At 73.5% G+C, this 24336-nt stretch carries 19 protein-coding genes; 12 read left to right on the top strand and 7 right to left on the bottom strand.

The genetic code is table 11. The features are described 5' to 3' along the window. Window positions 1-39: 39 nt before the first annotated feature. Complete coding sequence (locus tag BFV98_RS29395) at window positions 40-2760, bottom strand: glucosidase (protein WP_030272745.1); 2721 nt, start codon at window positions 2758-2760, stop codon at window positions 40-42. A gap of 42 nt (window positions 2761-2802) precedes the next feature. Between BFV98_RS29395 and BFV98_RS29390 the strand changes: the two genes are divergently transcribed. From BFV98_RS29390 to BFV98_RS29375, 4 genes are all read left to right on the top strand, one after another. After that, a complete protein-coding gene (locus BFV98_RS29390) occupies window positions 2803-4746 on the top strand; it encodes an amylo-alpha-1,6-glucosidase (protein WP_071098500.1) in 1944 nt (647 codons plus the stop codon). Between the two features lie 130 nt (window positions 4747-4876). After that, on the top strand, window positions 4877-6202 hold the full coding sequence (locus BFV98_RS29385) for a glycosyltransferase family 4 protein (RefSeq protein ID WP_255368292.1): 1326 nt from the start codon (window positions 4877-4879) through the stop codon (window positions 6200-6202). 80 nt (window positions 6203-6282) lie between these two features. Then, on the top strand, window positions 6283-8772 hold the full coding sequence (locus tag BFV98_RS29380; protein ID WP_013287321.1) for a serine/threonine protein kinase: 2490 nt from the start codon (window positions 6283-6285) through the stop codon (window positions 8770-8772). Between the two features lie 118 nt (window positions 8773-8890). Further along, window positions 8891-9700: a metal-dependent hydrolase gene (locus BFV98_RS29375; RefSeq protein ID WP_013287322.1), complete on the top strand. Its 810-nt coding sequence runs from the start codon at window positions 8891-8893 to the stop codon at window positions 9698-9700. A 1-nt stretch (window position 9701) separates the two neighbouring features. Here BFV98_RS29375 and BFV98_RS29370 read toward each other — a convergent pair whose 3' ends face one another. Further along, on the bottom strand, window positions 9702-10187 hold the full coding sequence (locus BFV98_RS29370; protein ID WP_071098496.1) for a hypothetical protein: 486 nt from the start codon (window positions 10185-10187) through the stop codon (window positions 9702-9704). A gap of 382 nt (window positions 10188-10569) precedes the next feature. On the opposite strand from BFV98_RS29370, the gene BFV98_RS29365 reads away from it, so the two are divergent. The 8 genes from BFV98_RS29365 to BFV98_RS29330 are packed head-to-tail and all read left to right on the top strand — an operon-like array spanning window position 10570 to window position 19615. Continuing rightward, window positions 10570-11616, top strand: a complete 1047-nt coding sequence (locus BFV98_RS29365) for a LacI family DNA-binding transcriptional regulator (RefSeq protein ID WP_013287324.1) — start codon at window positions 10570-10572, stop codon at window positions 11614-11616. A 40-nt stretch (window positions 11617-11656) separates the two neighbouring features. Further along, on the top strand, window positions 11657-13252 hold the full coding sequence (locus BFV98_RS29360; RefSeq protein ID WP_030272743.1) for an FAD-dependent oxidoreductase: 1596 nt from the start codon (window positions 11657-11659) through the stop codon (window positions 13250-13252). 21 nt (window positions 13253-13273) lie between these two features. Then, on the top strand, window positions 13274-14557 hold the full coding sequence (locus BFV98_RS29355; RefSeq protein WP_013287326.1) for an ABC transporter substrate-binding protein: 1284 nt from the start codon (window positions 13274-13276) through the stop codon (window positions 14555-14557). Between the two features lie 11 nt (window positions 14558-14568). After that, window positions 14569-15516, top strand: coding sequence for a carbohydrate ABC transporter permease (locus BFV98_RS29350; protein ID WP_013475969.1), 948 nt, complete (start codon window positions 14569-14571; stop codon window positions 15514-15516). After that, the gene (locus tag BFV98_RS29345) at window positions 15506-16348 is read left to right on the top strand and encodes a carbohydrate ABC transporter permease (RefSeq protein WP_071098494.1); all 843 of its coding nucleotides are present in this window, start codon (window positions 15506-15508) and stop codon (window positions 16346-16348) included. Before BFV98_RS29350 ends, BFV98_RS29345 begins: the two co-directional genes overlap by 11 nt. Beyond that, a complete protein-coding gene (locus BFV98_RS29340) occupies window positions 16345-17265 on the top strand; it encodes an ROK family protein (protein WP_071098492.1) in 921 nt (306 codons plus the stop codon). The genes BFV98_RS29345 and BFV98_RS29340 overlap by 4 nt, the downstream gene beginning before the upstream one ends. Continuing rightward, a complete protein-coding gene (locus tag BFV98_RS29335; protein WP_071098490.1) occupies window positions 17262-17975 on the top strand; it encodes an N-acetylmannosamine-6-phosphate 2-epimerase in 714 nt (237 codons plus the stop codon). Before BFV98_RS29340 ends, BFV98_RS29335 begins: the two co-directional genes overlap by 4 nt. Then, window positions 17972-19615, top strand: coding sequence for a DUF4127 family protein (locus BFV98_RS29330; RefSeq protein WP_071098488.1), 1644 nt, complete (start codon window positions 17972-17974; stop codon window positions 19613-19615). The genes BFV98_RS29335 and BFV98_RS29330 overlap by 4 nt, the downstream gene beginning before the upstream one ends. 36 nt (window positions 19616-19651) lie before the next feature. On the opposite strand, the gene BFV98_RS29325 is transcribed toward BFV98_RS29330, so the two are convergent. The 5 genes from BFV98_RS29325 to BFV98_RS29305 all read right to left on the bottom strand — a co-directional run bounded on the left by BFV98_RS29325 (window position 19652) and on the right by BFV98_RS29305 (window position 24331). Further along, on the bottom strand, window positions 19652-20368 hold the full coding sequence (locus tag BFV98_RS29325; RefSeq protein WP_071098486.1) for a VOC family protein: 717 nt from the start codon (window positions 20366-20368) through the stop codon (window positions 19652-19654). 93 nt (window positions 20369-20461) lie between these two features. Next, window positions 20462-20794, bottom strand: a complete 333-nt coding sequence (locus BFV98_RS29320; protein ID WP_013287333.1) for a TfoX/Sxy family protein — start codon at window positions 20792-20794, stop codon at window positions 20462-20464. Between the two features lie 39 nt (window positions 20795-20833). Continuing rightward, window positions 20834-21427, bottom strand: coding sequence for an NTP transferase domain-containing protein (locus BFV98_RS29315; protein WP_013287334.1), 594 nt, complete (start codon window positions 21425-21427; stop codon window positions 20834-20836). Between the two features lie 140 nt (window positions 21428-21567). Next, on the bottom strand, window positions 21568-23241 hold the full coding sequence (locus BFV98_RS29310; RefSeq protein WP_255368291.1) for a bifunctional 3'-5' exonuclease/DNA polymerase: 1674 nt from the start codon (window positions 23239-23241) through the stop codon (window positions 21568-21570). A 133-nt stretch (window positions 23242-23374) separates the two neighbouring features. Further along, complete coding sequence (locus BFV98_RS29305) at window positions 23375-24331, bottom strand: carbohydrate ABC transporter permease (RefSeq protein ID WP_071098484.1); 957 nt, start codon at window positions 24329-24331, stop codon at window positions 23375-23377. Window positions 24332-24336 lie beyond the last annotated feature (5 nt).

Below are 24336 nucleotides of genomic sequence, written 5' to 3'. Positions count from 1 at the left end.
TCGGCCGCGTCAGCGACGCAAGGTGAGGGTTCGGCCGCGTCAGCGGCGCAAGGTGAGGATCAGGTCGGCTACCAGCGCGGTCCACCCGGTCTGGTGCCAGGCGCCGAGGCCGGCGCCGTTGTCGCCGTGGAAGTACTCCGGGAAGCAGATCAGGTCGCGCCAGTCCGGGTGGGTCTGGAACAGCTGGGCGGCGCCGTAGATCGGCCGCCGTCCCCAGCCGTCGCGGGTGAACAGCGAGATCAGCCGCGCGGACAGGTCGTCGGCGATCTCGTCGAGCGTGCGCTTCACGCCGGACCGGGTCGGGTACTCGACCTGGAGGTCGTCGCCGAAGAACGCGGCGTAGTCGCGCAGCGCGCTGATCAGCAGGAAGTTCGTCGGCATCCAGATCGGGCCGCGCCAGTTGGAGTTGCCGCCGAACAGGCCGCTGGTCGACTCGGCCGGCTCGTAGCCGACGCTGAACTCCTGCCCGCCGAGCGTGACGGTGAACGGCTTGTCCAGGTGGGCCCGGGACAGCGTGCGCAGCCCGTACTCGGAGAGGAACTCGTCGGTGTCGAGCATCCGGGCCAGCAGCCGTACCACCTGGTCCGGGGCGACCATCGACAGCAGCCGCTGCTGGCGGCCGTCGGGCCCGATCCGGCGGGCGCCGATCACCTCGGCGTACTCGGGGCGGTTGGTGAGGAACCAGCGCAGCCGGGCGCCCAGCTCGGGCAGGCGGCGCATGGTCCGGGCGGTGAGCCGGGTGACGGCTGCGAGCGGCAGCAGCCCGACCACCGAGCGCACCTTCAGCGGCACCTTCGTCCCGTCGGCCAGGCGCAGCACGTCGTAGAAGAACGCGTCCTCGGCGTCCCACAGCCCCTGGTGGTACGCGGCGGCGGCGATGTACGCGAAGTGCTCGAAGAACTTGGTGGCGGTGTCCACGTACGCGCGGTCGTGCTCGGCCAGCACGATCGCCATGTCGAGCAGGTTGAGCGCGTACATGGCCATCCAGCCGGTGCCGTCGGACTGCTCCAGCACCCCGGCGACCGGCAGCGCGGCCGAGCGGTCGAACGGGCCGACGTTGTCCAGCCCGAGGAAGCCGCCCTCGAAGACGTTGTTGCCGCCGGTGTCCTTGCGGTTGACCCACCAGGTGAAGTTGAGCAGCAGCTTGTGCATCACCCGGGCGAGGAACTCGTGGTCCCGGGAGCCGTCGATCTCGAAGACCTTCAGCGCCGCCCAGGCGTGCACCGGCGGGTTCACGTCCCCGAACGCCCACTCGTACGCCGGGATCTGCCCGTTGGGGTGCAGGTACCACTCGCGCAGCAGCAGGAGGATCTGCTCCTTGGCGAAGCCCGGGTCGACCCGGGCGATGGTGACGCAGTGGAAGGCCAGGTCCCAGGCCGCGTACCAGGGGTACTCCCACGGGTCCGGCATGGAGATCACGTCGAAGCTGTTCATGTGCCACCAGGCGCTGTTGCGCCCGTGCCGGCGGCCGGACGGCGGGGGCGCGGAGCCGGGGTCGCCGGCGAGCCAGCGTTCGACGTCGAAGTGGTAGAACTGCTTGCCCCACATGAGCCCGGCGATGGCCTGGCGCGCGACCAGGGCCTCGTCGGCGGTGGCGGCGGCCGGGATGACGCTGTCGAAGAAGCGGTTCGCCTCGGCCCGGCGCGCCCAGAGGACGGTGTCGAACCCGTCGCCCAGGTCGGCCGGGGCGGGTGGCGCGGCGGCCGGCGGCGGCGCGGTACGGGTCAGCCGCAGCCGGATCTGCCGCTGCTCGCCCGCCGGTACGTCCAGCACGTAGTGCAGCGCGCCCTTGGTGCCGGTGCGGTCCGGGTTGACGGTGGCCGCGCCGGCCACGACGTGGTCGTTGATGCCGTCCTTCGGGTACGCCGACCGCCCGGGCAGCCCCCACAGCCGCTCGGCGTTGGTCTCGTTGTCGCACAGCAGCGGCACCGGGTCGCCGTCGCCCTCCAGCAGGATCTGGCCGAGCACCCAGTGGTCACCGACGAGCCGGGCGCCGCCCCGCGCCCCGGCCTCCTCGCCGGTCAGCTTCGGCATCCGGTCGGTGCCCGGCAGGCCCCACGCCCAGGTGTTGCGGAACCACAGCGTCGGCAGCACGTGCAGCGTCGCGTCCTCGTCGCCCCGGTTCGCCACTGTGACCAGCACGCACATGTCCGTCGGCGACGCCTTGGCGTAGTCGACAGTCACCGCCCAGTACCTGTCGTCGTCGAAGATGCCGGTGTCCACCAGCTCGTACTCGGTGTCGTCCCGGCCGCGCAGCGCGTTCACCGCGACCAGCTCGTCGTACGGGAAGGCGGCCTGCGGGTAGTGGTAGCGCCAGCGCATGAAGGAGTGCGTCGGCGTGCTGTCGAGGTACCACCAGTACTCCTTGACGTCCTCCCCGTGGTTGCCGCCGTCGCCGCCGAGGCCGAACATCCGCTCCTTGAGGATCGGGTCGCGCCCGTTCCACAGCGCGAGCGCGAAGCAGAACGTCTGCCGGTCGTCGCAGACGCCCGCCATGCCGTCCTCGTTCCACCGGTACGCTCGGGACCGCGCGTGGTCGTGGGGGAAGTAGTCCCACGCCGTGCCGTGTTCGCTGTAGTCCTCCCGGACCGTCCCCCACGCCCGCTCGGACAGATAGGGGCCCCATGCGCGCCAGTCCTGCTCCCCGGCGTCGGCCTGGGCGAGCCGGTGCCGCTCGGGGTCGGGGGACGCGGAGGTCGACCGGTCGGTGATCACTGGCACATCTTCGACGCCGCCGGGGTACATCTCCACAGCGGCCATTGTCGCCGTGGCATGTCACACCTCGCTGCCGGTGGAGGAAAGTTGATCGACATCCGTTTCGGGCCGCGGGTCTGCGGCGAGCTGTCCGCCGCCGCCGCGCGGGAATGGCTGGTCACGGACGGGCGCGGCGGGTACGCCATGGGCACCGTCGCCGGACTGCGTACCCGCCGGTATCACGGGCTGCTCGTGGTGGCCGGTGACACGCCGGCGTCCCGCAAGGTGGGACTCGTGAGCCTCGACCCGGCGGTGACACTGCCGTCGGGGCGGCAGGTCCGCCTCGGCGCGCACGAGTGGTCCTCCGGCGTGGTCGACCCGCGCGGCTTCGAGCTGCTGGAGCGCTTCGACCTGGCCGACGGGGTGCCCCGCTGGCGCTGGCGCATCGGCGACGTGGTGATCGAGCGGGAGATCGCCATGACGTACGGCCGTTCCTGCGTGGCGGTGGTGCACCGGCTGATCTCCGGCGGCCCGGTGCGGCTGGACCTGGCCGCGGCCTGCACCTGGCGCGACGCGCACGGCGAGCGGCGCGCCGACGGCCCGGCGCCCCGGCTGGAACCGGCGGCCGGCGGCGCGGTGATCGACGGCGCGTACCGCCTGGCCGGGCCGGACTGGACCCCGGAGGGGCAGTGGTGGCACGGGGTGCGCCACCGGACGGAGGCCGAGCGCGGCCTGCACCCGGACGAGGACCTCTGGTACGCGGGCCGGTTCACCGGCGCGCTCGACGAGCCGGGCGCGACCGTGTCGGTGCTGGCCTGGGCGGACGACCTGGCCGAGGAGCCGCCACCGGCGACCGCCGTGGTCGAGGCGGCCCGGCGGCGCAGCCGTGCGGTGGTCGCGGCGGCGGAACCCGGCGACGCGGTCGAGGCGACGCTCGCGCTGGCCGCCGACGCGTTCGTGGTACGCACCGCCACCGGCCCGGACGTGGTCGCCGGCTACCCCTGGTTCGGGGCCTGGTCGCGGGACACGATGATCTCCTACGAGGGCCTGTTCCTGTGCACGAACCGGGCCGACGAGGGCCGGGACCTGCTGCGGGCGTACGCGGCCACGCTGAACGAGGGCATGCTGGCGAACACGGCCGACACCGGCCGGGTCGAGTACAACACCGTCGACGCGACGCTGTGGTTCCTGCACGCGGTGCACCGGCACGTCACAGTCACCGGCGACACCGACCTGGGCGACGAGCTGCTGCCCGCGCTGCACGGCGTGGTCGAGGCGCACGTGGCGGGCACCCGGTACGGCATCGGCGTCGACCCGGCCGACGGGCTGCTGGCCCAGGGCGGCCCGCCGGACGTGGCGCTCACCTGGATGGACGCCCGGGTGTACGGGGTGCCGGTGACCCCGCGTACCGGCAAGCCGGTCGAGGTCAACGCGCTGTGGATCAACGGGCTGGCCGGGCTCGCCGAGCTGACCGAGCTGGCCGGACGCGACGCCGCCGCGCTGCACGCCCTGCACCGCCGGGCCACCACCGCGTTCCGGGAGCGGTTCCCCGCCCCGGCCGGCTGGCTGCACGACGTGGTCGACGCCCCGGCGCCCGCGTACCCGCTCGGCGGGGCCGCGCACCACGACGACGACCTGCTGCGCCCCAACCAGCTGCTCGCCTGGTCCCTTCCGCACGCCCCGCTGGAGCCGGACGAGGCCACGCTACGACGGATCACCGAGGCGCTGTTCACCCCGCTCGGATCGCGCAGCCTCGCCCCGGACTCCCCCGGCTACACCGGACGGCACCGGGGCGGGCCCGCCGAGCGGGACTCCGCGTACCACCAGGGCACCGTCTGGCCGTGGCTGACCGGGCCGCTGCTGGACGCGCACCGCCGGGCCGGGCTGCCCACCGACGACCTGCTGGTGGGGCTCGTGGGCCACCTCGCCGAGGACGGCCTGGGCTCGGTGAGCGAGACAGCCGACGGCGCGGCGCCGCACGCGGCCACCGGATGCCCGTTCCAGGCGTGGTCGGTGGCCGAGCTGCTACGCGCCCGGCGGATGCGCCGGTAACGCGTTACAGACCGGCAACCGGCGCGTCGCCGCCGGTTATCGACCCCTCGGCAGGATGGGCGGCGACCTCACCCGGCACCGCGGCGATGCCGCCGCCGGGGTGGGGACGCCACAACTCAAAGGGGGCCGCGTGTCAGCTGACGCCGAAGTGATCGACATCCAGCCCGCCCGGCGCCTGCGGGTGCTGCTGCTCTCCTGGGAGTACCCGCCGGTGCTCGTCGGTGGCCTCGGCCGCCACGTCCACGCGCTGTCAGTGGCGCTTGCCGCCGCCGGGCACGAGGTCACAGCCGTCACCCGCCACGCCGAGGGCGCTCCCCTGGAGGAGTACGCCGACGGCGTCCGCATCGTCCGCGCCGCCGAAGATCCGGTCCGGTTCCCGCTCGCCACCGATTCGCTGCTGGCCTGGACGATGGCGTTCAACCACACCCTCACCCGGGCCGCGCTGCGCGCCGCCTCGTCCGGCACCTACGACGTGATCCACGCCCACGACTGGCTGGTCGCGCACACCGCCGTCACGCTGGCCGAGCACCTGGACGTGCCGCTGGTGACCACCATCCACGCCACCGAGGCGGGCCGGCACCAGGGCTGGCTGCCGGAGGAGATGAACCGCACCATCCACGGCGTCGAGCACTGGCTGAGCAACGCATCCGGCCGGGTGATCGCCTGCTCCGGGTACATGCGTGACCAGGTGGCCCGGCTGTTCGGCGTGCCGGCCGGACGCATCGACGTGGTCGCCAACGGCGTCGACGACCGGGCCTGGCGGGCGCGGCCGCACGCGGTCGCCTCCGCCAGGGCACGCTTCGCCGCGGGCGGGCCGCTCGTCGGGTACGCCGGCCGGCTGGTCTACGAGAAGGGCGTGCAGCACCTCGTGCACGCCGTGCCGCACCTGGCGAAGCGGCACCCCGGCCTGCGGGTGGTGATCGCCGGGGACGGGCCGTACCGCGACGAGCTGGTCGACCAGGCGCGGCGGCTGCACGTGGGAGACACGGTCCGGTTCGCCGGTTTCATGGACGCCACCCAGCTTCCCGCGGTGCTCGCCGCCACCGACGCCACGGTGATCCCCAGCCTCTACGAGCCGTTCGGCATGATCGCGCTGGAGGCGGCTGCGGCCGGAGCGCCGCTCGCTGTGGCGCGTACCGGCGGGCTGGCCGAGATCGTCGAGCCCGGCGTCACAGGGGTGACGTTCCCGCACGGCGACCCGGACGCGCTGGCCGGCGCCGTCGACCGGCTGCTCGGCGACGAGGTCTTCGCCCGGCGGGTGGCGCGCAAGGCGCGCAGCATGGTCAGCCGGCGCTACACCTGGTCGGCGATCGCCGCCCGGACCGCCGCCGCCTACGCCACCGCCCGCCGCGACCACGACGCGTTCCAGACCCGCCGGGTCACCGCCCTGCTGGCCGGTGACCGGTCCCCGATCACCGTCCCGGAGGGGAACCTGCTCGCCGGCGCGGCGAGTTAGGAACAGGACGCGCTGACATGCGATAGGTACCGTCCGATCCGTTGGCTATTGTGGACCACTGACCAGCGGTGAGGAGTGCGGTGCAGGAGGTAGTGATCGCCGGGCGGTACCGCCTGCTCGAACTGGTCGGCCGCGGCGGGATGGGCCAGGTCTGGCGGGCGCGCGACGAGGAGCTGCAACGCGAGGTCGCGGTGAAGCAGGTCGTGCCGCCGAACTGGCTCGCCGAGAACGAGCAGGACGAGCTGCGCGCCCGTACGCTGCGCGAGGCGCGGACGTCCGCGCGGCTCAACCACCCCAACGTGGTGCGGGTCTACGACGTGGTCCGGGTCCAGGGCGAACCCTGGCTGATCATGGAGTACGTCCCGTCGCGCTCGCTCCAGGAGATCATCGAGACCGACGGGCCGCTGCCGCCCGGCCGCGCCGCCGAGATCGGCCTGTCGGTGCTCGCCGCGCTGCGCGCCGCGCACGACGCCGGGGTGCTGCACCGGGACGTGAAGCCCGCGAACGTGCTGCTGGCCCGGGACGGGCGGGTGCTGCTCACCGACTTCGGGCTGGCCGTGTTCCAGGGCGGCGACGGCGCGATGACCCGGCCCGGCCTGGTCCTCGGCTCCCCCCAGTACGTCGCACCGGAGCGGGCCGCCGAGGGCGTGTCGAGCGTCGAGGCGGACATGTGGTCGCTCGGCGCCACGCTGCACGCCGCTGTGGAGGGCCGCTCCCCGTACGCCCGCAGCACCGCGATGGCCACGCTCGCCGCGCTCGCCACCCGGCCGCCCGACCCGGCCCCGCACGCCGGCCCGCTGGCGCCGGTGCTGGCCGGGCTGCTGCGGCGCGATCCGCGTACCCGCCTGGGGCACCGCGAGACGGCCCGCCTGCTCGGCGTCGCCGCGGTGTCGGAGGCCGACGCGGAGGCCGCCGGCTCTGCGGGCCGTACCACCGCTGCGTCGTCCGACCGGCCGGCCGGCGGCCGCGATGCCGACGTCCCGGCGGGTGACGAGCCGGGGTCACCGGGGAACCCGGCGGCTCCGGGCGGCATCTACCCGGACCTGATGCCGCCGGCCGCCGCCGCCCGCGCGTGGAGCCGGGCGGCGAAGCGCAGCGAGTGGGCCCCGCCCGCCGAGGGCGACCGCGCGCCACCATCCGGGGACGCGGCCGGCGCGGCTGGTCCGGCCGGTCCCTCCGGTACAGCCGGGCGCTCCGTCCCGGCCGCCCGCGCGGAGGCAGGGAGGACGTCGTCCCCGGCCGGCGGCTCGGGGGCGGTCGGGCGCGTGGACGCAGGCGGTCCCCCGTCCCCGGGCAGCCGGTCGGATGCGATCAGCCGTCCGGACGCGAACGGCGGCTCGGGTGCGGTCGGCGGCTCGGGTGTCATCGGCGGCCCGGCCGCGGCCGATGGCTCGGGTGCGGCCGATGGCTCGGGTGCGGTCGGCGGCTCGGGTGCGGTCGGCGGCTCGGGTGCGGTCGGTCGCTCGGCGGCGGTGGGCCGGGCGGCGCCACCGGGCCGCGCCCGGACCGGTGACCCGGAGCGGAGCCGGACCGGTGACCCGGAGCGAGGCCGCACGGGTGAGCCGGAGCAGGGCGCCCCGGACGCGACCCCGGACCCGCGCCGGAGCGGGCCGGCCCGCCCGGGTCCGATCAGCCTCGGCCCCACCGTCCTCACCAGCTTCGTCGACCCGGGCAGCCCGGCCGGCCCCGAGTCGGCGCCCCGCGCCGACGCCCTCAGCCCGGTGCACATCGTCGGCCACGGCGCCGCGCCGGTCGCCAAGCCTCCGCCGGTCGCCCACAGCGGACCGGTCGACAGCGGCGCGGTACATCCCGCCCCGCCCCGGCCCGCCGGGGTACCCCGCCCCGCCGATCCCCCGCTCACCTCCGGGGACGGGAACCCGCTGCACCGCTGGGGACTGGTGCTGGGAGCCGTGCTGCTGGCCGTGGTGACGGGTGTGGGCACCGCGCTGGCGATCACCAGTGGTCGCGACGAGACGCCGCAGGCGGGCAGTTCCACCGAGGCCGTCGCCCGCCCCTGGGACCGCCCGCCCGGGCCGGGCGTGCCGCCTCCGCCGTTCCCCTGCGTCCGGCCCGACGTGGCCGGCACGCCGGTCCGCAAGGGGCCGCCACCGGACGACCCGCCGGTGACCGTTCCGACCGGCTGGGTCTGGCCCGCCGACACCGGCGGCTTCCGCATCGCCCTGCCCGCCGGCTGGCTGCAACTGCGCTCCGGCGACACCACCTGCTTCCAGGACCCGGAGACGCGGCGCATCCTGGGCGTCGAGCCGTACCCGGGCGGTGATCCGGTGGGCCGGCTGAAGTCGTCCGAGCGGGATCTGACCTCGGCCGGCCGGCTGCCGCATTACCAGAAGGTCCGGCTGGAGTCCGACGGTCCCGGCGCGGCGTGGGAGTGCCGCTGGACCGCGCCCTACGGGGAACGGATGCGCGCGTTGCGTGTCCTGCCCGGCGAACGGGCCGGCTGGACGCTCGGCTGGACCACCTCCGACGCGGACTGGCCCGCCGCCTCGAAACAGTTCGCCGTCATCCGCGCGAGCCTCGGCACGGTCCGGCCCACCCGTACCGCGGGCTGATGCGGCGGCCGCGGCGCGCCTTCCCCAGTGGACCGTCCGGCTGATGCCCCGCTGTCACACGGGCTGACTACAGTGGCGTAGTTTTCTGGATCAAGATCTTCGGGAAGGGCGAGCCGAGATGATGGGACCGTCCCACGCGCTCTCGGGCGCGGCGGCGTGGCTGACCGGCTCCTGGGCGATGGCCCAGTTCGCGGACTACCACCAGACACCGCTGGCCCTGGCGGTGGGCACCGCGGTCTGCGCCGGTGGGGCGCTCTTCCCCGACCTCGACCTGTCCGGGAAGGTCACCCGCAACCAGGGCGGCGCCACCGTGGCCCGCACGTTCGGTGTGGTCAGCCTCTTCGTCGCCGAGGTGATGGAGAAGATCTCGCTCGGCGTCTACTACGCCACCAAGCTCAGCAAGGATCCCCGCCGCAACAACGGGCACCGCACGCTGACCCACACCATCCCGTTCACCGTGCTCGTCGGCTGGGGCACCACCGCGCTCTGCGCCCACTACGGCAAGTGGGCGGTGGTCGGCATCCTCTTCTTCATGATCGGCCTGGCGCTGCGCGGGCTGTTCGACCAGTGGGCCGAGCGCGCCGGCTGGGTGGTGGTCACGCTGGTGTCCGCCGCCGCGGCCTGGTTCACGTTCGCCAACCTGCCCGGCGACCGGGGCTATCCGATGATCGGGCTCGCCGTCGGCGTGGGCTGTTTCGTGCACATCCTCGGCGACATGATCACCCGGGCCGGGGTGCCGATCCTGTGGCCCATCCCGATCAAACGCCGGATGTGGACGATGATCGGCCTGCCCAACAAGATCGCCCTGCGTACCGGCAGCAAGGCCGAGACGGTGGTGCTGCGCACCGCGATGACGATCCTGGCCGTGCTGGCCGCGGTGGGGCTGGTCGCCCCGTCGGTGCTGCAGCGCTTCGACATCCAGGTGTAGGTCAGCCCGCCTCGGCGCGTACCGGGCGGGCGGTGGCCGTCCGGCGCCGGATCAGGCGGGCGGTCCAGCCCACGCCGCGGGCGGTGAGCGCGTACGCCGCCGTCGGCGGGAGGACCAGCAGCGCGGCGATCCCGGCCACCAGCGGCACCCGGGCGCCGGGCACGTCCGTGGCGACCGCCACCGCGGCTGCGTACCCGGCGGCCAGCACGACCGCGACGAGCCCGGCGAACGCGAGCGCCGGACCGGTCCGCCGCCGACCCGCTGCCGCACCGAGCGCGACGGCCGGCGCGAACAGCAGCGGCAGCGCGGCCACGCCGAGCAGCGCCGCGATCAGCACCAGCAGCGGCCCGGCCAGCGGGCCACCCGGGTCGGCGCCGGTGACCAGCGCGTACGCCAGCAGGCCGAGGTAACCGGCGACCGCCTCCGCGACGACGACGAGCCAGGCCGCCGTGGCTCCGGCGAGATGACGAGCGACAGTGGTGCCCACGTTGTCCCCTCCCCCGTGCGGACGGCGCCACGACCGTCCCATGGGAACGGTAGCGCCCGGGGTGGCAGCAGGAAGGGGCCACCCAGCATCACTCTGGGTAGGGAAGCAGGCATCGTCGATCATCCGGGGCGGACGATCGACGACACGCTAATGCGCATTAGTGCCGAGGTCCGCCTACTGTCGCTCGCCCGGTCGGCCCTTGTCAAGATCCCCGCTCGAACAGCTGCCGGAGAGAGTCGAGCGCGGCTACTAATGCGCATTACTCCAGGGAGTTCATCGAACGGAAATCTTCCGGCCACCCCTTGACAGGACGGCGGGACAGCAGAGAGGCTCCATCCCGACCCGATCGCTAATACGCATTAGCGGAAGTGGAAGGACCGACGTGACCCCTCCCCCCAGGCGTGTCACCCAGCGTGACATCGCGCGAATGGCCGGCGTCAGCCAGGCGACCGTGTCGCTGGTGCTCAACAACCGCACCGACGCCGACGTCCGGATCGCGCCGGAGACACGGGACCGGGTGTTGCAGGTCATCGCCGAGACGGGTTACGCCGCCGACCCGGCCGCCCGCCGCCTCGCCTCCGGGTTCAACCGGATCATCGGCGTCTTCACCTACGAGCCGGCCTTCCCCAGCGGCAGCCGGGACTTCTTCCACCCGTTCCTGCTCGGCATCGAGGAGTACGCCGAACGGGTCGGCTGCGACCTGCTGCTGTTCACCAGCGCCCCGGTGGTGGACGGCCGGCGGCGCATCTTCCACCAGGACAACCGGCTGCGGCTGGCCGACGGATGCATCCTGCTCGGCCGGGAGATCGACGGCGCGGAGCTGCTCCGGCTCAACCGCGACGGGTTCCCCTACGTCGCCGTCGGGCGCCGCGACGACGCCGGCGGGCCGGTGCCCTACGTCGGCGCCGACTACGCCAGCGCGGTCCACCGGCTGGCGGAGCGGGCGCTGGACCTGGGGCACCGGCGCCTGACGTACGTGGGCATGGGCACCGCGGCCGAGTCCTCGCACGACCGGCGCAGCGGCTTCCACGCCGGCGCGGCCGGCGCGGAGAGCGCCCGCCAGATCACCGCGACGGCGGAGACCGCCGACGCCACAGTGGACGACCTGCGGGCCGACGGCAGCACCGTCGCCTTCGTGGAGGACTTCGCCACCGCTGTCGCGCTGGAGTCGGCCGCCCGCCGCAAGGGACTGACGGTGCCCGGTGGCCTGTCCGTCGTGACACTCGGCGACCCGACCGTCCCGGTGCCCACCGACATCACGTTCACCGGGTTCCGCATCCCGCGCGAGGAGATGGGCCGCCAGGCCGTCGAGGTGCTGACCGGCGTCATCGACGGCAGCGCCGGCGGCCTCCAGCAACGGCTCCTGCCCTGCGAACTCGTCGAGGGCGACACCCTCGGCGTCCCTGGATCGGCGGCCGACCGGCGCTGACACGCCCGGCCGCGCAACTGGAAGGAAGCAAGTGGTACTAATGCGTGCGGACGTCCTCGTCGTCGGGGGCGGACTGGGCGGTGTCGCCGCGGCGCTGGCCGCGGCCCGTGCCGGCCGGTCCGTCATCCTGACCGAGGAGTTCGACTGGCTCGGCGGGCAGCTCACCAGCCAGGCGGTCCCGCCGGACGAGCACTCCTGGATCGAGCAGTTCGGCGCCACCGCGAGCTACCGGGAGCTGCGCGACGGCATCCGCGACTACTACCGCCGCCACTACCCGCTGACCGAGCGGTCCCGGGCGTGGACCGACCTGAACCCGGGCGCCGGCTGGGTGAGCCGGCTCTGCCACGAGCCCCGCGTCGCGGTCGCCGTCCTGGAGCAGATGCTCGCGCCGTACCGGGGGTCCGGGCGGCTGACGGTGCTGCAGCCGTACCGGCCGGTCGCGGCCGAGACCGACGGCGACCGGGTCACCGGCGTCACGCTCGCCCACCGGGACCGCGACGAGCGGATCGAGGTGGAGGCGCCGTACGTCCTGGACGCCACCGAGACCGGTGAGCTGCTGCCGCTGACCGGCACCGAGTACGTGACCGGGTTCGAGTCGCAGGCGCAGACCGGTGAGCCGAGCGCGCCCGCCGAGGCGCAGCCGCTGAACATGCAGGCGGTGTCCGTCTGCTTCGCGCTGGACCACGTCGACGGCGACCACACCATCGACCGTCCCGCCGGTTACGACTTCTGGCGCGACTACAAGCCGGACTTCTGGGGCGACCGGCTGCTGTCCTGGCGGTCGCCGCACCCGCGCACGCTGGAGATCGTGGAGCGCAGCTTCACCCCCAACCCGGACGACGACCCGCTGGGCGTCAACGCCGACCAGCGGCTCAACCCGGGCGACGGCAACCTGTGGACGTTCCGGCGCATCGCGGCGCGGCGCAACTTCGTCGACGGCGCGTACGGCAGCGACATCACGCTCGTCAACTGGCCGATGATCGACTACTTCGAGGGCCCGGTCATCGACGTGCCGAACGCGTCCTGGCACCTGTCCCAGGCGCGCGAGCTGTCGTACTCCGTCCTGTACTGGCTCCAGACCGAGGCGCCCCGCCCCGACGGCGGCACCGGCTACCCGGGGCTGCGGCTGCGCGGCGACGTGACCGGCAGCCCCGACGGGCTGGCGCAGGCGCCCTACATCCGGGAGTCGCGCCGCATCCGCGCCGAGTACACGGTGGTCGAGCAGGACCTCTCCCTCGCGGTACGCGGCGAGCACGGCGCGGTGAGCTACCCCGACTCGGTCGGCGTCGGCATGTACCGCATCGACCTGCACCCGTCGACCGGCGGTGACAACTACATCGACGTCGGCTCCTGCCCGTTCGAGATCCCGCTCGGCGCGCTCATCCCGCAGCGGATGGAGAACCTGCTGCCGGCCGGCAAGAACATCGGCACCACGCACGTCACCAACGGCAGCTACCGACTGCACCCGGTCGAGTGGAACGTCGGTGAGGTCGCCGGCCTGCTGGCCGACTTCTGCCTTGCGCGGGGCGAGTCCCCGCGCGCGGTCCGCGGCACCCCCCGCCTGCTGGCCGAATTCACGGACCGCATCTCGGCCGCCGGCGTGGAATGCCGCTGGCCGCAGATCGCGGGCTACTGAACCCCCGGTGAGGAGAAGAAAGTGAGATACGGAAGACTGTCCGGCCTGGTCGCGGCGACCATGACCGGTGTGCTCGCCCTGACCGCCTGCGGCGGTGGCGGCGACGCGAAGGACGACGGTCCGGCGAGCCTGCGGATGACCGTCTGGTCGGCGAACGAGGCGCACCTCAAGCTGTTCAACGAGATCGCCGACGAGTACCGCAAGAACAACCCGGACGTCGCGGAGATCAAGTTCGACCCGCTGCCGTTCGAGAACTACACCACGACGCTGACCACGCAGATCGCCGGCGGCAACGCGCCGGACCTCGCGTGGATCTTCGAGAACTCGGCTCCGGACTTCGTCGCCTCCGGCGCGCTGCGCCCGCTCGACGACACGCTGAAGAAGGCCGACGGCTACCAGTACGACGACCTCTCCCCCGCCACGCTGAAGCTCTGGCGAAACGACGGGAAGCTCTTCGCGTACCCGTTCTCGACCTCGCCGTTCGGCGTGTTCGTCAACAACGACATGCTCAAGAAGGCCGGGCAGAAGACCCCGGCCGAGCTGATCGCGGCCGGGCAGTGGAACTGGGACACCGCGCTCGCCGCGGCCGGCGCGACAGCGGCGAAGTCGGGCAAGGCCGGGCTCGTGGTCCGCGACTTCGACTACAAGGGCTGGGACAACCTGGCCACGTTCTGGACCGGCTGGGGCGCCCAGGCGTGGAGCGAGGACGGCCGCAGCTGCGGGTTCAACAGCCCGGAGATGGTCGAGGCGATGACCACGCTGCACAAGGCGATCTTCACCGGCAAGGCGCTGCCCGGTCCGGGCACGACCGCCGACTTCTTCGCCGGTGACGCCGCCATGACCGTCACCCAGATCTCCCGCGCCTCGCTGCTGAAGGAGAACGGCTTCGACTGGGACCTGGTCCCGCTGCCGGCCGGCCCGAAGGGCCCGTACGCGGTGGTCGGCCAGGCCGGCATCGGCGTGATGAAGAAGAGCCCGCACGCCGAGCAGGCCGCCGACTTCCTGGCCTTCTTCACCAACCCCGCCAACTCGGCGAAGCTGGCCCAGTTCTTCCCGCCGCCGCGGCAGTCCCAGCTGACCGCCGAGACGCTGGCCAAGACGAACCCGAAGCTCAAGCCGGAGCAGCTGCAGAAGGTCGTCATCGACGGCATCACCAACGGCACTGTCAAGCCCAGCCACTCCGGGCAGGCCGAGCTGAGCCAGCAGGTGCGCGCCGCGCTCGACCCGCTGTGGAAGGCGGACGCGGACGTCAAGGGCGTACTCGACGGCGTCTGCTCCAAGATCCAGCCGCTGCTGGCGAAGTAGGGCCGAGGATCATGACCCAGACGGACACCAGGGTGGGCCCGGCTGCTGCCGGGCCCGCCCCGGGCCGGGCCCGGCCGTTCTGGACCACCCGCCGCCGGGACCAGCTCACCGGATACCTGTTCATCACCCCGCAGCTGCTCGGCAGCGTGGTCTTCGTGATCCTGCCGCTGGTCCTCGTGGTCTGGTACAGCCTGCACGAGTGGAACGTGCTGGCCGGCAGCTTCGACTACATCGGCACCGACAACTACGCCGCGCTGGCCGACGACCCCAACCTGGGCCCGGTGCTGCGGTCGACCGGCCTGTTCTCGGTCGGCCTGGTCGTGTTCAACCTCGGCCTGGCGTTGCTGCTGGCCGTCCTGCTCAACCAGAAGCTGCGCGGGACCATCGTGTTCCGCACCCTGTTCTTCTCCCCCGTGGTGGTCTCGCTGGTCGCGTGGACCATCGTCTGGGGCTTCCTGCTGCAGGACAACGGCGGCATCAACGGCCTGCTCGACACCATCGGCGTCGACGGCCCCAACTGGCTGCGCGGCGAGGGCACGGCGATGCTGTCGGTGATCGTCGTGCAGGTGTTCAAGAACGTCGGCCTGAACATGGTGCTGTTCCTGGCCGCCCTCCAGGGCGTGCCGGCCGATCTGTACGAGGCCGCCGAGGTCGACGGCGCGAGCCGGATGCGCCAGTTCTGGCGCATCACCGTGCCCCTGATCAGCCCCACGATCATGCTCACGTCGATCATCACGGTGGTCGGCTCGCTGCAGGTCTTCGCGCAGATCGCGGTGCTCACCCAGGGTGGGCCCGGCACCTCGACCACTGTGCTCGTCTACTACCTCTACCAGCAGGCCTTCCAGTTCCATCACTTCGGCTACGGCGCGACGCTGTCGATCCTGCTGTTCGTCATCGTGCTCGCGCTGACAGTGCTGCAGTGGCAGATGCGCAAGAGGTGGGTCTTCCATGAATCGTGACCTGTCCCGGCGGACCAAGCTGGTGCTCTACGGGGTGCTGATGGTCCTGGCCGTCCCGTTCGTGTTCCCCACCTGGTGGATGGTCACCTCGTCGCTGAAGCCGGTGGCGGACATCTTCTCCTTCCCGCCGCAGCTGCTGCCGACCGATCCGCGGCTGGACGCGTACCAGCGGGTGTTCGAACTGCAGCCGTTCGGGCAGCAGTACCTGAACAGCCTCTACATCGCGCTGCTGGTCACCGTCGGCACGCTGGCCGTGGCGTCGCTGGCCGGGTACGCGTTCGCGCGGATCCGGTTCCGGGGACAGAACGTGCTGTTCCTGGTCGTCCTCGCGGGCCTGCTCATCCCGAGCGAGGTGACGATCGTGCCGCTGTTCCAGATGTTCTTCAAGCTCGGCCTGATCGACACCCACTGGCCGCTGATCCTGGTGCCGATCTTCGGGGCGCCGAGCGTGCTGGCGACGTTCATCATGCGGCAGTTCTTCATCAGCCTCCCCGGTGAGCTGGAGGAGGCGGCGCGGGTCGACGGGCTGGGACGCTTCGCCACGTTCTGGAAGATCGCGCTGCCGCTGTCCCGGCCCGCGCTCGGCGCGGTGGCCATCTTCACGTTCCTGCACAGCTGGAACCTGTACCTGGAACCGATCGTGTTCCTCTCCTCGCCGGACAAGTTCACCCTGCCGCAGGCGCTCACCCAGTTCGTCGACGCGTACGGCGGTCCGATGTGGGACGTCCAGCTCGCGGCGGCGTCGATGACCGCGCTGCCGGTGCTGGCGGTGTTCGTCATCGCGCAGAAGCAGTTCGTCGAGGGCCTCGCGCACACCGGTCTGAAGGGATGACCGGTCCGGTCGTCGGGATCGACATCGGCGGCACCAAGACCGCCGCCGCCCTCGTCGGTCCCGGTGCGCGGGTGCTCGGCCGCCGCGAGGCGCCCACCCCCGCGCGCGGCGGGCCGGCCGCGGTGCTGGACACCGCCGCCGGCCTGGCCGCGGACCTGCTCGCCGCCGCCGGCCCCGGGCCGGTCGGGGTGGGCACCGCGGGCACCGTCGACCCGGCGACCGGCGCCATCCGGTACGCGACCGACAGCCTGCCCGGATGGGCCGGCACCCCGGTCGCCGACGAGCTGGCCGCGCGGCTGGGCCGGCCGGTGCGCGTCACCAACGACGTCGCCGCGGCGGCGCTCGGCGAGTGCTGGGCCGGCGCCGGACAGGGCCTGGGGCACGTGCTGCTGGCCGCCGTCGGCACCGGCCTGGGCGGCGCGATCGTCAACGACGGGCGGGTCGAGGGCGGCGCCCGGGGCGCGGCCGGCCAGCTCGGGCACCTGCCGGCACCGGGCGCACAGCGGCTGCGCTGCGGCTGCGGCCGGTACGGGCACCTGGAGGCGATCGCCTCCGGCACCGGCCTGGCCGCCGCGTACGCGCTCGCCGGCGGTGACCCGGTCACCGGCCGGGAGGTGGCGCGGCGCGCGGCGGCCGGTGACGCGACCGCCCGGCAGGTCGTCGACCGGGCCGGCGCCGCGCTCGGCGCGGCCCTGGCCGGGCTCGTCGCCCTGCTCGACCCGGACGCGGTGGTGGTCGCCGGCGGCGCCGCCGCCACAGTGCTTCCCGCCGCGACGGCCGCCTACCGGGCGGAGCTACCAGGCGGCTGGGCGCACGTGCCGCTGCTTCCCGCGGCGCTGGGCGCCGACGCGGTGGTGGTCGGCGCCGCCCGGCTCGCCACCGCACCGATCCACCACGACGGAGGAACAAGCACGTGAGTGTCCTGGACGAACTGGCCGGCGGGCTGGTCGTGTCCTGTCAGCCCCTGCCCGACGACCCGGACGACCCGATGCGCGACCCGTACGTCCAGGCCCGCTTGGCGGCCGCCGTGGTCCGCGGCGGCGCGGTGGCGGTCCGGGTCAACGATCCCGACGACGTGCGGGCGGTACGCGCCGCCGTCGACGTGCCGGTGATCGGGTTGTACAAGCACGGCACGCAGGGCGTGTTCATCACCCCGACCGCCGGGCACGCGCTGGAGGCGGTGCGGGCCGGGTCGCACGTCGTCGCGGTGGACGCCACCGACCGCCCCCGGCCCGACGGGCGGACCTTCGCCGACACCGTCCGCGCGGTGCACGAGCAGAGCGACGCGCTGGTCCTGGCCGACGTCTCCACAGTGGCCGAGGGCGTCGCCGCCGTCGAGGCCGGCGCGGACGCGGTCGCCACCACGCTGTCCGGCTACACGCCGGCCGGCCCACCGATCGACGGGCCCGACCTCGGGCTCGTGGCGCGACTCGCCGCGCTGCTGCCCGTACCGGTGATCGCCGAAGGGCGCTACCGGACCACGGAGCAGATCAGCCGGGCCTTCGAGGCGGGCGCCCACGCGGTGGTGATGGGCAACGCCGTCACCTCGCCGCTGTGGATCACCCGCCGGCTGGTTCCGGCCACCCCCCGGGCGGCGAGCGCGCCGGAGAAAAGGGAGCATCGATGAAGAGAAGAACCCTTCTTGCGGCCACCGGCGCGGCCGGCCTGGCCACCGTCGCCCTCGGCGGCCCCGCCTTCGCCCGGCCCGCCGGCCGGCGACCGAGCGTGGCGCTGGTGCCGCTGGACGACCGGCCGGTCAACACGTACTGCGCCGAGATGACCGGTGCGAGCGCCGACGCCGAGGTGCTGCTGCCGCCGCGGAACCTGCTGGGCCGTTTCTTCACCCCCGGTGACGGCGCCGGCATCGCCCGCTGGCTCGACGGCACCGACGGCACCGACGGGTACGTGATCTCGGTGAGCATGCTCGCGTACGGAGGGCTGATCGCCTCGCGTACCGCCGCACCGGCCCTGGCCGACGCGTTGCGCAACCTGGAGGCGATCCGGCGGCTGCGCGCACGCCGGTCCGACGCGGTGATCGAGGTGCACGACACGATCCAGCGGCTCGCCATCACCAGCACCGGCACCGACCTGGACAACTACCGTGACCTGCTGGTCCAGTGGGCCAAGCTGTACGACCAGGTGGTCAACCTGGGCCAGGAGTCGCTGCGCGGCCAGCTCGACGCCGTGCGGGCGCGCATCCCGGACGCCGTGGTCGAGGACTACCTGGCCGCGCGGGCACGCAACCACCAGGTCAACCGGCTGATGGTGGAGTGGGTCGCGGACGGGACGATCAGCCACCTGGTGCTCTCCGAGGACGACACCGCGCCGGTCGGCCTGGCCCGCGCCGAGCGGGTCGAGCTGGAGGCGCTCGTGGCGCGGCTCGGCGTCGGCGACCGGGTGGAGATCTTCCCCGGCGCCGACGAGGTCAACGCGCTGCTCGTCGCGCGGGTCGTCGCCGCCGGCGCAGCGCCCACCTACCGGGTGGAGTACGCCGGGGTGTCCGGCGAGGGCTGGACCGCAGCGCTGGAGGGCATCCCGTTCGCGGAGAACATCCGCCGGCACGTCACCTCGGTGGGCGGCCGGATGGTGACCGGCGACGCGGACATCGTCCTCGCGGTGAACACCCCCTCGGCGGCGGCCGGACAGCGGGCCGCCGACCTGGACGCCTTCGTCGGCCGCATCGGTGAGCTGCTGGCCGCCGGCACCCCGGTGATCGTGGTGGACCCGCTGATCGTCAACAAGGGCGACCACGACCTGGTGTCCCGGATGGAGGCCCGCCTGGACCTGCCGGCGCTGCTGTCGTACTCGGGATGGAACACCGGCGGCAACGCGCTCGGGCTGGCGCTCGCGCACGGCACCGCGCGGTGGGCGTACCTGCGCTCGTCCGGCAGCGGCTTCGGCGTGCCGGAGCTGCGCGGACCGGCCCAGGCGCACGCCGAGTACCTGCTCTACCGGTTCGTCAAGGACGACCCGTGGAAGAACGTGGTGCAGGTCGAGGCGTACGCGCACGCCCGCGCGCAGGGCTGGGATCCGCTGGCGCTGACCGCCGAGCAGAAGCGCTACTTCGACGGCTGGGTACGTGACCGGCTGGTACCGCTGACCGAACGGTACTTCGCCGACCACTTCGCCGGGCGCGAGCTGGTGCTCGGGGTACGCGGACGCAGGACGTTCACCGCGACGCTGGACCGGGTCACCGCGGTGCGGGTCGAGCTGCCGTGGGACCGGCTGTTCGAGGTCACGCTGGAGCCGAGCCTGCGACTGCGCTGATCGGTGCGGGTGCGGTCCCCCGGGGCCGCACCCGCCTCAGCGGGGCGTCAGGAGGCAGAACTCGGTGCCGTCCGGGTCGGCCAGCACCACGTCGTCAGCGGTGTGTTCTCCCGTACCGACCCGGGCCGCGCCGAGCGCCAGCAGCCGGTCGACCTCCGCGTCCCGGTCACCGTCCGCGACCAGATCCAGGTGTACGCGGTCCCGCCCGCCGCTGGGCATCAGCGGCGGGCCGCTCCAGGTGACCTTCGCGCCCCCGCGCGGCGACTGGATCGCTGTCTCCTCGTCCTGGTCCCAGACCAGCGGCCAGCCCAGCGCCTCGCTCCAGAAGAGGCCGGCCGCCCGGGTGCCGTCGCAGTTGACAGCGCCGACCGGGCCGCAGCCGGCGAGGAAGTTGTTGCCCGCCTCGATGACGCAGAACTCGTTGCCCTCCGGGTCGGCGAGCACCACCTGGTCGTCGTCCGGCCCCTGGCCGATGTCGATGTGCTGCCCGCCCAGCGTCAGCGCCCGGTCGACGGTGTCCCGCTGGGCCTGCGGCGACGCGCTGGTCAGGTCGAAGTGGATCCGGTTCTGCACTGTCTTCGGCGCAGTGCTGGGCAGGAACCGGATGCGGAAGTCGCTGTGGGCGTCGCCGCCCAGCGCCACGCCTTCGCGCGGGTCGTCGAGGATCTCCCGGCCGAGCACCCCGGACCAGAACCGCGCGAGCCGCCGCGGGTCGCCCGCGTCGAGGCTGACCGCGTAGAGGTGAACCGCCATCCGCCCGTCTCCGATCCGCCGCCGTCGTCGGCGGCAGGTCAGGAGCGTAGGCCGGGCGGCCCGGCCGCGCAGCCGGATTTCCCCGCTGTCGCGCTACTTCGCCGGGAGGGTGCGCGCGAAGCGGACGCCCCTGCCGACCCAGCGGGTCAGGTCCGGGTCGCGCTCGCAGGCATCGGGCGACACGGTGACCCAGCCCCGCATCTCCCGGCCCCGCATGACTGTCGCCTCGGCGCCGGGCTCGGCCAGCGCACGCTCGGCCTCGGCCGGGTCGACCCGGACCATCAGGCCGCCCGCGCCGCGCACCACCACCGCCATGTTGCCGCGCAGCATCATCGCCAGGCCGCCGAACATGCGCCGCTCGGTGATGCCGGGCTCGTGCCCGAGGGCTTCCCGTACCCGGTTCGCCAGGTCCTCGTCGTAGGCCATGACGGCATCGTGGCATCCGGGTCCGACAGCGGGCGCGCCTCAGGCGCCCACGCGCTGTTCGGGGATGGACAGGCCGTACAGCGCCATCAGCTCCGGGCTGTCGATCCGGCTGCCGTCGGCCACCGCGTCGCAGGCGATGTCGACGATCTGGTCCTTGTGCGCCAACAGGTACGGCCGCGCCCCCACGTCCGCGCTGGCCAGCGTGGCGATGCCGGACCAGTGGCGGCGGCCGAACAGCATCGGGTAGCCGCGCAGCCCGTCGTAGGTGGCGCAGACCAGCACGTCCGGGTACGGCAGCGCGGTCACCCGGCGGACCGCCGCCGCGGTGAGCCCGGGCATGTCCACAGGCACCACGACGACCGCCTCGATGTCGTCGTCGGTGAGCGCGGCGAGCCCGGCCCGGATCGAGGAGCCCACCCCGGTGCCCCAGGCGCGGTTGACCACCACAGTGGCGCCGCTCAGGTCGGTGGTCTGCCGCACCTGCTCGGCCGCCGCGCCCAGGACAACCACGACCTGTGCGCAGCCCGCCTCGGCCATCGTGTCGATCATCTGGCTGACCAGCGGCTTCTCGCCCTGGTGCAGCAGCGCTTCGGGTCCGCCGATGCGGCGGCCGCCACCGGCGGCGATGATCATTGCAGCGATCCGGTTCAGCGGTGCCCCCTCGATCAGGGGACGGACCGGGCACAGCCGCCCGGTCCGTCCCGTCGTACGCACACCGGGCCCAACGAGCGCGGCCGGGGGCGGGTAGCGGGGCAAAACGGAAAATTGCGTGACTATGCCGCGTTCGCGTAGCAGTCCACTGTCGACAGGTCGAGCGGGAACCGGACCGGGGTGTCGCCGAACAGCAGCCGGGTGGCCCGCCCGCCGGCGGCGGTGACCGCCTCGGCGACCGCCGCCGCCTGCCCGGCCGGGCAGTGCACCATCACCTCGTCGTGCTGGAAGAAGACCAGCTCCGCCTCCGTGCCGGCCAGCTCGGTGCGCAGCGTCGCCAGCAACGTGGAGGCCCACTCGGCAGCAGTGGCCTGGATGACGAAGTTGCGGGTGAAGCGCCCCCGCGAGCGGGCCGCCCGGGCCGACGGGCTGTGCGGATCGGCCCCGCCGTCGGGCATCGCCTCCTCCCCCTCGGCGAACCCCGCCGACCCGGGCGGGCAGGTGCGGCCCAGCCAGGACCGGACCAGCCCGCCCGCCTCACCGGTGCGCGCCGCCGCCTCGACGTAGCCGAACGCGGTCGGATAGTTCTTCCGCAGCACCGTCAGGGCCGGCACGGCCGCCCCGCCGGTCTGCCCGTACATCGCCCCGAGCAGGGCCACCTTGGCCTTCGCCCGGTCACCGGCGAACGCGTCCCGGGCCAGGGCGGCGTAGAGGTCACCGGCGCCGCCCGCCGCCGCCAGCCGCTCGTCGTCGGAGACCGCCGCGAGCACGCGCGGTTCGAGCTGGCCCGCGTCGGCCACCACGAACGTCCAGCCCGGGTCCGCCACCACTGCCTGCCGGATCACTTTCGGGATCTGCAACGCCCCGCCGCCCCGGGTCGCCCACCGGCCGGAGACCACGCCGCCCGGTACGTACTCCGGGTGGAACCGGCCGCCGGAGACCCAGGCGTCGCGCCAGGCCCAGCCGTGCGCCGTCCAGATCCGGTACAGCTCCTTGTATTCCAGGACCAGCGGCGCCGCCGGGTGCTCCACCCCGCGCAGCACCCAGGCGCGCGTGTTGGGCAGATCCACGCCCACGCGGGCGAACGCCCGCAACAGCTCCGCGGGCGAGTCGGCGTGCACCTGGCGTACGCCGAACGCGTCAGCGATCCGGGCCTGCAACTCGGCCAGCCGGCGCGGTGGCCCGCCGACCGGGGACGGCTCGCCGAGCAGGTCGGCCAGGATGGCGTCGTGCACGTCGGCGCGCCAGGGCAGACCGGCCGCGCCCATCTCCGCCGCCACCAGCGCGCCCGCCGACTCGGCGGCCACCAGCAGCCGGAACCGGCCGGGGTGGGTGGTCGCGGCGATCCGGGCGAGCTGGTCGGCGTACACCCGGGTCAACGCCGTGATGCCCGGACCGGGCGGGCCCGACGGCGGCTCGAAGAGCGCGGCCTGGGCGTGGCCCGGCGGCTCCGGCGGGCGGGGCGCCGGGTCCGGCGGGACCGGCGCTCCGGTGACCCGGGCCCAGGCGGCTGGCAGCGCGCGGGGCTCGCCCCACCGGCCCGCGTGCCCGAGCAGCAGCGCCTCGGTCAGCTCGACGTCGTGGCAGCGGTCGAGCCGCACCCCGGCGCGCAGCAGCGCCGGGTAGACTCCCGCCCAGGCGGCCCAGACCCAGCGGGGGTGCCCGGCGCCCTCCCGGGCGGCCACGGCGGCGGCCAGGTCGGTGACCTCCTCGGCCGGGCCGGACGGGGTGCCGTCGGCGTGCAGCGGTTGCAGCACGCCGCCGCCCCGCTCGTCCGCCACCACCGCCACCAGCACGGACGCATTCTGCCCCCTCCCCCTGACACGCTCCGCGTGGAAGGAAGGGCCCCCTCTTAACGCCTGCGGTAGAGGAAGGGCCCCTTGTTAACGCTGCGCGTTAACAAGGGGCCCTTCCTTACACCCCGGAGGGTTACTTGCCGACGCCGGCGGTGAGGCCGGACTGCACCTGGCGCTGGAAGACGATGTACACGATCAGCACCGGAAGCATCGCCATGGTGACACCGGCGAAGAGTCCGGACCAGTCGGACTTGTAGCCCTGGTTGACCGACAGCTCGATCAGACCCTGGGCGATCACCTGGTTCTTCGGCTCGCCGGACACCGACTGCATGAGCAGCGTCGGGAGGTACCACTGGTTCCACTGGCCGAGCACGTTGAAGATGCCGATGCTGATCAGGCCCGGCTTGGCCATCGGCAGCATCACGCTGAAGAACGTGCGGGTGTGCGAGGCCCCGTCGACCTGGGCCGCCTCGGCGATCGAGTCGGGCAGCGTCCGGAAGAACGAGTGCATGAAGAAGATCGTGAACGACAGCGACCAGGCCACGTAGACCAGGATCAGCATGAGGTGCTTGTTCGGGCCGAGCAGCGGGAGGCTCACCCCGGTGTTGTAGACGCCCTTGAACAGCGGCACAGCGGCCAGGTAGATCGGCAGCGTCAGCCCGGACAGGAACATCCAGTAGATCAGCCGGTTGCCGCGGAACTCGTAGCGCGCCAGGGCGTACGCGGCCATCGAGCCCAGCAGCATCGTCAGCGTCACGCTGAACACGAGCACGAGCAGCGTGTTCAGGAAGAAGCTGTCGATCCCGGCGGTCCAGGCGCGGGCGAAGTTGTCCCACTGCAACGCGTCGGGGATCAGCGACAGCGGCTCGCGGATCACCTCGGAGTCGGTCTTGAGCGCCGACATCACCACCCACAGCAGCGGGTAGACCACCATGATCGCCCAGACCGCGAGGAACAGGTGCGAGAAGCCGTTGAAGATCCGGCCGCCGAAGCCGTTGCCGACGTCCTTCGCGCGCCGGTCCGCCGGCGGCCGGTCCGGCGGCACCGTGTCGGACCGGGCCGGGCCGGAGGTGTGGGTCACAGTGCTCATCGTCC

Origin of the sequence: Micromonospora sp. WMMB235 (assembly GCF_001855515.1) — a bacterium.
Lineage (GTDB): Bacteria > Actinomycetota > Actinomycetes > Mycobacteriales > Micromonosporaceae > Micromonospora > Micromonospora aurantiaca.
Note: the sequence above shows the minus strand (reverse complement) of the source record. Positions and strands in the feature narration are given on the sequence as shown.